Origin of the sequence: Microcystis sp. LE19-10.1B, assembly GCF_027530565.1 — a bacterium.
Taxonomy (GTDB): domain Bacteria; phylum Cyanobacteriota; class Cyanobacteriia; order Cyanobacteriales; family Microcystaceae; genus Microcystis; species Microcystis aeruginosa.
Window position 1 is genome coordinate 1 of record NZ_JAPZQM010000727.1, and the last position, 10,154, is coordinate 10,154.

Consider the following 10,154-nt stretch of genomic DNA (forward strand, 5'->3'; position numbering starts at 1 on the left):
CTTCTAAAGCTTCCTGATACACTTTAGTTTGTTTTAAATCACTTAAACTAAACATCGCTTCTATCTCCTTTCTACTGACTTGGGGTAACTTATAAACCAAAATTGTCTCTATCAATTCTAAAAGTTCTTGCTGTTGTTTGAGATTAGGGAATTCTTCTCTAATCCGTGGAATTAATTGTTTTCCTTGCTCGATCGCTCTTGCGGTTGGTGCTATGATTAATTGTCAACCCTAATCAACAAAGTTTGACTTCAATATATGGAAGGCAATTAAACTCAGCACCAAGCATGACCCTTCCGTAATCCTACTGTACGCTATAATTATAAGAACCATGAAATGCACCCTATTCTTAGTCTTCAAAAATCAAGGTTTATATCATAAAAATCAAAAAGTTTTTGGAAAAAATTTACCACTATAGACTCATAGGTTTCTTGCATAATTTCAGAAGCTCCAAATCGATAAACTTCATAACCTAGCAATTTTAACTTTCTATCTTCAGCTACCATTTCTGCATAAAGCTGAGGCTTCGCATATTCTCCCTCAGCATAATGTTGTTTACCATCAATCTCAATAACAATTCTTTTTGATTTTGGCAATAATAATAAAAAATCCATACGTTGTCTTATCAATCTTCTCCCATTGTTATATCTTTTGAGTTCTTTGATAGTATAGGGATCATAATGTAAATAAACTTGTGGCAGTAGAGCGGGCGAATTTTCACCCCAACGACGACATAATTGCTCGTTTTTATAGTAAGTGTCAAAAAATCTAGATTCTACTGGATTATTTTGCAAGGATTCTTTAAGTCGTTTGTAAAGAGGAGCTGCCGCTTCTGAATTTGACCAGCTAATAATTTTTTTATACTCTTTCCACCAATCAATTAACTCTATCCCTAATAATCCATGACTTTGAATCGGCTTATCATAGATCAAACAGGATTCTTTATACTTCGTAATTTCAATATCATTGCTAAGTGAATCTGAAAAAATAATTTCTGGTTTAAAAGAATTAGAGGCAAAAATAATATTTTTGATATTTTGATGTCCTAGTTTTTTGGTTAAATGAATTGTGTAGCCATTACTATCAACTTGAAAACCACTTTTTTCACAAATTCCTCTTAAAGTTTGCTTATGCTCTTCCTTAATATTATAACTTTTGTATAAAAGTATTGATTCAATTACTTTCAGAAATTTCTGAATATCGTTTTGATTTTCCCAATCAATCTTTGAGTAGTATCCATTCAATTGATCTCGGCGCGTAGATGCACGAGGCTCGTATTTATCAAATCCCGCATCCGTAAACCAACTATCTATTTGATTAATATAATATCCTGAGCAAAATTCTCGAAACTCACTCTTTAATAAATCTAGAGATATATTCATAGAGACACATCAACTTTCGGAGAAATCACCGATACATACAATACCAAATTCTAGCAATTCAGCATTAGGATCAAAATCAACAGATTGGTGGGTTATGGCGAATACCTTATTAGTTGCTTAACTGTCTCATTTGTCATCGCCTAACCCACCCTACTATTTGGCTACCGGCAAAAGATAGCCACCGGCAATTGTATCAATTTGTAAAAGATGGTTGACGTTTGTGCCAATCGGTGGCCTGTTCGTAGGCGTGGGCGACGTGAAATAATTGATCTTCGCGCAGCACATTACCCACTAATTGTAAACCAATCGGCAAACCTTGCCCATCAAAACCGCAGGGAAGACTTAACCCGGGTAAACCGGCTAAATTGACGGGAATAGTCATTAAATCCGATAAATACATACTCAGAGGGTCCGCCGTTTTTTCCCCAGCTTTAAAAGCTGTGGTCGGTGAAGTGGGAGAAACTAACACATCTACCGATTGAAAAGCTCGATCGAAATCCTCTTTGATCAAAGTCCTGACTTTTTGTGCTTTCAGGTAATAAGCATCATAATAACCCGTCGAGAGGGTATAGGTTCCCAACATAATCCGGCGCTTAACTTCCGCACCAAAACCCTGAGCGCGAGTCTTAGTGTACATATCAATCAAACTATCGGCATCTTCCCGAATACCGTATTTAACCCCATCGTAACGGGCTAAATTCGCCGATGCTTCCGAGGGGGCGATAATGTAGTAGGTGGGCAATCCGTAACGGAAACGGGGACAGGAAATCTCTTTAATTGTGGCACCGAGGGCCTTTAACTGCGCTAAAGCTTGATTAACTGCCTCAGCAACCACCTGATCCAAACCTTCCCCGAAAGTTTCCTTAATTACGCCAATTTTTAGCCCTTTTAAACTGGTTTTCAGGAATTGGCTATAGTCGGGAATCGGCAGATTGAGACTGGTAGAATCTTGGGGATCGTAACCTGCGATCGCTTGTAATAAAATCGCCGCATCTTCTACGGTACGACCAAAGGGACCGATCTGATCGAGAGAAGAAGCGTAAGCCACCAAACCAAAGCGAGAAACTAAGCCATAGGTCGGTTTGAGCCCAACAACGCCACAAAACGAAGCCGGTTGACGAATTGATCCCCCCGTATCCGATCCTAGGGCGACCACGCATTCTTGAGCGGCCACAGCCGCAGCCGACCCCCCCGAAGAGCCACCAGGCACCCGGGATAAGTCCCAGGGATTAGCAGTAACGTGATAACCGGAGTTTTCGGTGGAACTACCCATAGCAAACTCGTCTAAATTGGTTTTACCGACGATAACTGCTCCTAAATCCCGTAATTTTTGGGTAACGGTGGACTCGTAGGGGGGGACAAAATTCTCTAAAATCCGGGAAGCGCAGGTGGTGGGGATACCCTTGGTGCAGAGATTATCTTTTAATGCGATGGGAATACCGGCCAACAGATGCAGAGACTCACCCCTGGCGATTTTCTCGTCCACTTTTTGGGCTTGTGCGAGGGCTAAATCCGGGGTTAAATGGAGAAAGCTTTTTACTTGTGGTTCGATCGCTTGAATACGAGCGAGAAATTCTGTGGCGATTTCGACGGCTGTTTTTTCTTTATTAACGAGTTGTTGATGCAGTTGACGAATCGAAGTCATGTTCAGTTACCGGTTACAACCACCGTCAGGAGCAAGCAACAACCCCAGACAGCAAAGACTATTTTAGCGTCAGTTTGGTCGTCGGTCAGCTAATCCCCTAAAATTAAAGGAAAGCCTCGGAGGAAAACTAGAGTTATGACTTTTAATATCCGACAATTAGATAATTTAGACTACGATGAAGCCGAACCCTTATTAGAAGATTATATTACTGGAGCGATCGAAGAATATATCAATTCGCCAGAGGGAGAGGCCTATTATCAAGAAAAAGAAGAAGGTGGTGGTTGGATTGCTACCTTGATTGAGTTGGGCTATCTCTATCAAGGTTATACCCTTGCTACCATGACTAAGGCTGATGTGCAAATCTTAATGGAGAAGATTTTACCACGCAAAATTACTATCCTCGATCCGACGGAAACGGAAGATGCTATCCCTGAATTAATTAGTTTTTGGCAATTTTTGGGACGAGAATATAAATTAACTCAGGCTAAAGCTATTATTAAATATTTAGAGCAATTAGGCGATCGCTTTAGTCAACTGATGAACGATCCCAACAGTGGCGGTTTTATGAAAAATCTCTTGTTACAAGCGCATCAGCAGGGTTTTGATATCACCAGTCAGGAGGGTTTAAAAGCTTTTCAAGAAAAATATAATGCTGAACAACGCGCCAAACAGCAAGCGGCAGCAATATTGAAAAAAACGCCCCCAGCTGTTTCTAAATCGGAAAATGTTCCCAAGGCAATGCAGGCCAAATATCAAGAAATTATCGATATTACCGATGAATTTGCCGCTCAATATCTTAATGAAGAATACGCCCAACTTATTCGCCAATTAACCGCAACTTTAGCTCGTAAGCGTCCCTCTCCCCTAGAAAAAGGTAAAGCCAATTCCTGGGCTGCCGGCATTACTCACGCCCTAGGAATGGTCAATTTTCTCTTCGATCCTAGCCAAAATCCCCACATTTCGGCCACAGAACTTTATCAAGCTTTTGGGGTTGCCCAAAGTACAGGACAAGCTAAATCAAAACAAGTGAGAGATTTACTGAAGATGTCCTATCTTGACTCAGAATGGGCTTTACCAAGCAATTTAGAGAACCATCCTAGCACTACGGTCCGGCAGTTAATCAGTACCATGCTCGGTGATAATTAGGGTTTGCGGCAAAAAGTCTGTTGGTGGAGTTAGGCGGCACTCTTGCAGCAGTAGATTCCTGAATGACCCAATCTCGATCGAGCTTGCAGACTAGACTCTAGTTACACTTTGCTGAATAAAGCTAAAAACCTTGTTGGGTAACACTTTTAGACCTTTTGTCAATCAAAAAGTGCTGGATATGGGAGTGATCGGGGGGAAATTTAGGCACTTTTTCCCTGAAAATTAGGTAATTGGCCACCTCAAAACTGGTAAAACCCCACACCCCACACCCTACACCCCACACCCTACCCCTAGGAAAAACTTTTTGCCGCAAACCCTAGTTACCTTTCCAGTTAAACTATAGTAGTCAATAGTTATAAAGTTTTAAACGATCACCTATTGTCAGCCTTTTTAACTGGTCACTTTATTACCTACCTATGTTGGACAGTTTCTCCCCCCAAACCTCTAGCGTCGTCCTCGCTTCGGTGGCGGACTATTTCAAAGTCCTGTCGGAAGTCAGTCGCCTACAGATTCTCAGTTGCTTGCAATTAGGCGCGATGAATGGTAAAGAAATCGCCGAAGCTACCGGACTAGGTCAGGCCAATCTCTCCAAACACCTGAAAGCTTTAACCCAAGCGGGAATTATCTCGCGGCAACCCCAAGGAGTCAGCGTTTACTATCAAATTAGCGACCCCGTGATCTATGATCTCTGTAAGGTGGTTTGCGATCGCATTAGTCAGCAAATGCGTCAACGGGCCCGAGAATTCGAGAGTCTGCCGGCTTTCCATCTCCCTAAATAAAAATTACCAAACCCTTGACATTTTGCCTCAATTATGATATAGAAAAAAATTTCCATGCTCCTAGAAGAACTTTGTCAACGCTATCGGGAGGGAGAAAGAGATTTTCGGGGGATTAATTTGCGGGAAAGCGACTTAACTAATATTGCCCTCCCAGGAGTCAATTTTTGCCGTGCCGATCTGCGACAGGCCCGGTTAGGAAAAATACGCCTCGCGCGATCGCTACTTAGGGCTTGCTGAATAATGGTAAAACCCTTTTAAAATAAGGCTTTTGACCTGTTAAAGTCCGATGTTAGTGCAAGAAAATAGGATTGGTACGTTCAAAAACCTTGCATTATCCTTCTTGTGGTACATCGCTTGGTACAAAAAACAAGGGCAACAAAGCCTGAAACGACCGACTCCTGACGACCGGCTACTGACTCCTACCCCCAGGAAAAACTTTTTCAGCAGACCCTATTTATAAATGTCGATTAGCGGGAATCTCTGTGATTATTCAAGAAGAATCCTATACCTCTGTTGCTAATTTTTTAAATTTAGAGCCGCTACCAGTGTATGGAGAAACAACTGAAAGGCCAGTGTTTTCAGGAAAAAGAATTTCGCGAGGATTATATCGCACAGATAAGGGGATTCTGGTTCAATCTGATGTCATGGGTTCCTACAACATTTTGCGAAAAGCATTCCCAAATGCGTTTAACCGCTATGGGATAGAGAGGTGCGTAGTTCACCCAAGGAGAATTAATCTCTCGAAGTAAAAGTGAAAGGAATTTCTGAAATGGAATTCAGTCTGTCTATATTTGACTATACTTTTACTAACTAAGCTAAACGGCGCTTAACCTGCATGATCCAACAGCTATAACCCTTTTGGAGTCTATATCGGTGATCCGAAGTAAAAGCCGTTTAGCTTATCTCCAATGGTTTACTCAAGGATTACTGAGGATACTGACCCGGACTTTTTCCCCATTTTGCAAAGGTTTACTACTATTAACGACGAAACGCTCCCCCGGTTCGAGTCCAGTGATAATTTCTACTTGACCGTCAAGCGCTTGACCGAGACGAACGGGACGTTTTTCCACTTGCGAGTTAGACTCGGAAAGGACGAAAATGGCCGAGGATTCCCCCTGACCGACAATTGCCGTTTCGGGAACAATCACCTGAGGGGCAGAATTATTATTAAACCGTACCCGGGCCAATAATCCCCCTTTGATTAAACCATCCCCATTGGGTAGAGCAATCTCCACGGGAATCCGCCGGGCCGTGCCTTGGCTCAGGGGAAAAATCCTGGTGATGCGACCGGAAAAATTTCTCTCACCGAAAGCATCAAGGCTGACATTAACCTTTTGTCCTAAATTAATCGTTTTTAAATCCAATTCCGATAATAATACTACCACCTTGACCTGTTGAAAATCGCCAATTTTGAGGACTTCATCGCCGATACTGACTAAATCCCCCGGCTCTTTCAGTTTTTCGATAACTATCCCCGTCGCCGGTGATTTAAGAATAGCGTAGGCCTGACGTTGTTGTTCCTGCGCGATGACCGATTTTTGGGCGGCAATTCTGCCGATAATTGCCGCCACTACCTGCTCCTCGACTTTAATTCTTGAGCGCGCGCTATTAACGGCTTTTAAAGCCACTGCAGCCGCAGTTTGGGCTGTTTCACCCTGTTGCAGGGGAATCGCCCCTTCTAGGGCTAATTTTTGCAGGCGCTCGGCATCATTTTTGTCCTGTTGGTATTGTAGTTGTAGGCGCTCCACTTCAATTTCAGCGTTACTGACTTCAATTCTCGCCCGGGCTAATTCCGCTTCTAGGGACGACAGGGCGGCTTTTTCTTGCCGGACAACGGTGGCGAGGAGACGATCATCAACACGGGCGAGGATTTGCCCTAATTGCACCTCATCTCCCACATCGACGAGGAGATTGAGTAACTGACCCGTGGCTTGCGATCGCAGAGAAACGACTTTTAAAGGTCGGGTAGTTCCCGTGTAATCGAGATTGCGTTCGATGGTTGCCGGTTTAGCCCTGGTGACGTTGACGGTAGTAGTACGGGCTGCCGGTGGCGGTGGTTGGGTTTCGGTCTGGGGAGAACAACTCGCGCTTAAGGATAAGATAACCAGAGCGGAAAGGATAATCGGAGTCGATCCCATGGCGATAATCTTGGTAGAAAGCGGCTTTTGAGTCGATGGTCGCTTATTCCTCGTCCCAAGCTTCTACCGCTACCACTTCGCTGAGAGGGTCTTGCATGGAGAAACCGAAATCGAGCAACTCTTGCTTCCAGTATCCCCACTCATCTCCGTATAAAAGAGCCAGTTTCCAGATACTATCGCTAGGTTTGACTACTTTTGCATCTATCCACTTGCTAACCTTGCGTTGAAACTTCACCATCGGGTGAGCTACAGCTTGTTTGGTCATAAATTCAATTGCTATGAAAACTTCGGATTTTGCGCTTCCCAGCTAAACTAACTCAAGACTAAGACTTTTGCCATTACAAAGGAGCGAGAAGCGCGTTTATTAACTTACTTGTACACCAGATCTCTGGTTTTAGGCAAGTCTTTTTAACCAAAAGTACGGTAATTACTACTATAGATTAGTATAACCGGAGGCCACAATCATGGAGCCGATGCCTCGATCGGTGAAAATTTCCAGTAAAAGGGCGTGGGGAAGACGACCATCGATAATATGAGCAGCTTGAACTCCCTGAGCCAGCGATCGCACACAGCAGCTAACTTTGGGAATCATCCCGCCAGCAACGATGCCTTTTTGAATCAACTCCCGGGCCTGTTGGATATCCAATTTAGCCAATAAAGTGGAAGGATCCTTGTAATTCTCTAAAATTCCGGCTGTATCGGTCATCAAAATCAGTTTAGCTGCCCCTAAAGCCGCCGCTATTTCTCCGGCTACCGTATCGGCATTGATATTATGAGCTTGGCCGGTTTCATCGGCGGCCACACTGGAAATCACGGGAATATAGCCACTATTGACCAAGGATTCGACGACGCTAGTATCGACACTGCTGACTTCTCCAACAAAACCAATGCCCTCTTTACCCACGGGACGAGCAGTGATCAGATTGCCATCCTTACCGCATAATCCTACCGCTTTACCGCCGGCTTGATTGATCAGGGCAACAATTTCTTTATTGACGCGTCCCACCAGCACCATTTCTACCACATCCATGGTGTCGGCATCGGTGACGCGTAAACCGTCTTTAAATTGGGGTTCAATACCTAATTTATCCAGCCAACTATTGATTTCTGGACCGCCGCCGTGGACAATAACGGGACGAACCCCCACACAGGAGAGAAAAACGATATCTCGCATGACCGTGTCTTTGATATCGCTGTTATTCATGGCCGCACCACCGTATTTAACCACTACAGTGCGACCGCGAAATTCTTGTATATAGGGTAAGGCCTCGCTGAGGATTTTCACCCGTTGGGTATCGTTTTCGTGGATGTTATTGTTCATGGGTTTTTTTACTTGTCTGATTCAGTGATCAGTTTAGCGGTTTCAGGTTTGACAAAAACTGTTCACCCTGAACGGATTTCTAGAAAGTCCTAGAATTGCCGAATTTTTCGACGCAACGGACAAAAATCTCGACTCCCATCCCTAACACCGATTCATCAAAATCAAAGCGGGGATGATGGTGGGGATAGGCTAATCCTAATTCGGGATTGGCAGACCCCAAGAAGAAATAACAGCCCGGTACTTCCTGTAAAAAGAAGGACATATCTTCCCCTCCCATGGTTTGACATTCGGGAACGATTCCGGCTGGGGTTTCCACCACTTGTGCGGCGATTGAGCGCACTAATTCCGCCATCTGATCATGATTGATTACCGGGGGATACAATTGCCAGTAATCGAATTGATAACTAGCCCCCTGACTTTGACAGATGCCTGCGATAATTTCTTCCATCCGTTGTCGGAAATAGCCCCCTAACTGGGGATTGAAATAGCGCACTGTCCCACTGAGATTAGCACTATCGGCGATCACGTTTCTAGCGGTTCCCGCCGCTAATTTACCCACAGTCACCACGGCGGCATCGAGGGGGTTAAGGTTGCGGGCGACGATAGTTTGCAGGGCGTTGACGATTTGGGCCGCCACCAGTAGTGAATCGACGGTTTGATGGGGAATTGCCCCGTGGCCGCCCCGGCCTTGAATCTGGAGATCGAAACATTCCACCGCCGCCATTAAGGCCCCATTTTTCACGCCTACTGTCCCTAAAGGCAGATTATTCCAGAGGTGTAGCCCGATAATTCCCTCCACGTCGGGATTTTTCAGCACTCCCGCTTCGATCATCGGTTTTGCACCCCCCGGCCCCTCTTCGGCGGGTTGGAAAATAATTTTTACGATCCCCTTGACATCGTGACGGTTTTGTGCTAGGTAAACTGCTGTGCCGAGGGCGATCGCTGTGTGGCCATCGTGACCACAGGCGTGCATTTGGCCCGGATGTTGGGAACGATAGGGGACTTGGTTTTCTTCGGCGATCGGTAGTGCATCCATATCGGCCCGCAGGGCTAAAACTGGCCCCGGTTGACTGCCTTCGATGGTGGCGACAATTCCGGTGCCGGCGATGCCGGTTTGATGCTCAATTCCGTATTTAGTCAGGGTTTGACTGATTAAGGAGGCGGTGAGATGTTCTTGAAAGCCTAGTTCTGGTTTTTGGTGTATTTGTCGGCGCCAGTGGACTAATTGCGGCTGCAGGCAACGAATGGCAAGGCGAATTTGAGGGCAATTTAAGCTATTAGGAACGGGAAAGGAGGAAATCATCGGGTTCGGACGGCTAGATTTTTTGAGCACCGATTTCTAGTTTAACGTCGGTCGTCGGTCGTTGGTCGTCGGTCGTCGGTCGTCAGGATTCAGGAGGCAGGATTCAGGAGTCGGTCGTCGGTCGTCAGGATTCAGGAGACAGGAGGCAATAGGCAGGAGTCGGTCGTCGGTCGTCGGTCGTCGGTCGTCGGTCGTCAGGATTCAGGAGATTGCCTTTATTTATTCTCCCTTCTCCCCACACCCCACACCCCACACCCTACACCCTACACCCCACACCCCACACCCTACACCCTACACCCCACACCCTACACCCCACACCCCACACCCCACACCCCACTCCCCACTCCCCACACCCCACTCCCCACACCCCACACCCCACACCCCACACCCCACACCCCACACCCCACACCCCACACCCCACACCCCACACCCCACACCCCAC

General features: G+C 45.4%; 8 protein-coding genes and 4 pseudogenes. 5 read left to right on the forward strand and 7 right to left on the reverse strand.

Going from position 1 to position 10,154, the window contains the following annotated elements; all coding sequences use genetic code 11:
- The 3 genes and pseudogenes from O9332_RS26140 to gatA form a co-directional block, all read right to left on the reverse strand.
- A pseudogene (locus O9332_RS26140) lies at nucleotides 1-223 on the reverse strand (DUF2887 domain-containing protein); the annotation flags it as partial.
- 131 nt (nucleotides 224-354) lie between these two features.
- Complete coding sequence (locus O9332_RS26145) at nucleotides 355-1,380, reverse strand: DUF559 domain-containing protein (RefSeq protein WP_288027976.1); 1,026 nt, start codon at nucleotides 1,378-1,380, stop codon at nucleotides 355-357.
- Between the two features lie 193 nt (nucleotides 1,381-1,573).
- The gene (gene gatA, locus O9332_RS26150; RefSeq protein ID WP_288027978.1) at nucleotides 1,574-3,025 is read right to left on the reverse strand and encodes an Asp-tRNA(Asn)/Glu-tRNA(Gln) amidotransferase subunit GatA; all 1,452 of its coding nucleotides are present in this window, start codon (nucleotides 3,023-3,025) and stop codon (nucleotides 1,574-1,576) included.
- Between the two features lie 135 nt (nucleotides 3,026-3,160).
- Here gatA and O9332_RS26155 point away from each other — a divergent pair, with 135 nt between their 5' ends.
- The 4 genes and pseudogenes from O9332_RS26155 to O9332_RS28255 all read left to right on the forward strand — a co-directional run.
- Nucleotides 3,161-4,171, forward strand: a complete 1,011-nt coding sequence (locus O9332_RS26155) for a DUF6398 domain-containing protein (protein ID WP_288027980.1) — start codon at nucleotides 3,161-3,163, stop codon at nucleotides 4,169-4,171.
- A 416-nt stretch (nucleotides 4,172-4,587) separates the two neighbouring features.
- Nucleotides 4,588-4,950: an ArsR/SmtB family transcription factor gene (locus O9332_RS26160; protein ID WP_147069688.1), complete on the forward strand. Its 363-nt coding sequence runs from the start codon at nucleotides 4,588-4,590 to the stop codon at nucleotides 4,948-4,950.
- A 54-nt stretch (nucleotides 4,951-5,004) separates the two neighbouring features.
- A pseudogene (locus tag O9332_RS26165) lies at nucleotides 5,005-5,178 on the forward strand (pentapeptide repeat-containing protein); the annotation flags it as partial.
- A 227-nt stretch (nucleotides 5,179-5,405) separates the two neighbouring features.
- Nucleotides 5,406-5,699 (forward strand): annotated as a pseudogene (locus tag O9332_RS28255) (RNA-guided endonuclease TnpB family protein); the annotation flags it as partial.
- 168 nt (nucleotides 5,700-5,867) lie between these two features.
- On the opposite strand, the gene O9332_RS26170 reads toward O9332_RS28255, so the two are convergent.
- The 4 genes from O9332_RS26170 to O9332_RS26185 form a co-directional block, all read right to left on the reverse strand.
- Complete coding sequence (locus tag O9332_RS26170) at nucleotides 5,868-7,088, reverse strand: efflux RND transporter periplasmic adaptor subunit (RefSeq protein ID WP_002759018.1); 1,221 nt, start codon at nucleotides 7,086-7,088, stop codon at nucleotides 5,868-5,870.
- Between the two features lie 43 nt (nucleotides 7,089-7,131).
- Nucleotides 7,132-7,353, reverse strand: coding sequence for a DUF4327 family protein (locus O9332_RS26175; protein ID WP_002759020.1), 222 nt, complete (start codon nucleotides 7,351-7,353; stop codon nucleotides 7,132-7,134).
- Between the two features lie 168 nt (nucleotides 7,354-7,521).
- The gene (gene argB, locus O9332_RS26180; protein ID WP_002759021.1) at nucleotides 7,522-8,409 is read right to left on the reverse strand and encodes an acetylglutamate kinase; all 888 of its coding nucleotides are present in this window, start codon (nucleotides 8,407-8,409) and stop codon (nucleotides 7,522-7,524) included.
- A 79-nt stretch (nucleotides 8,410-8,488) separates the two neighbouring features.
- A complete protein-coding gene (locus O9332_RS26185) occupies nucleotides 8,489-9,712 on the reverse strand; it encodes a M20 family metallopeptidase (RefSeq protein WP_288027984.1) in 1,224 nt (407 codons plus the stop codon).
- 61 nt (nucleotides 9,713-9,773) lie between these two features.
- Between O9332_RS26185 and O9332_RS26190 the strand changes: the two are divergent.
- Nucleotides 9,774-10,154 (forward strand): annotated as a pseudogene (locus O9332_RS26190) (hypothetical protein); the annotation flags it as partial.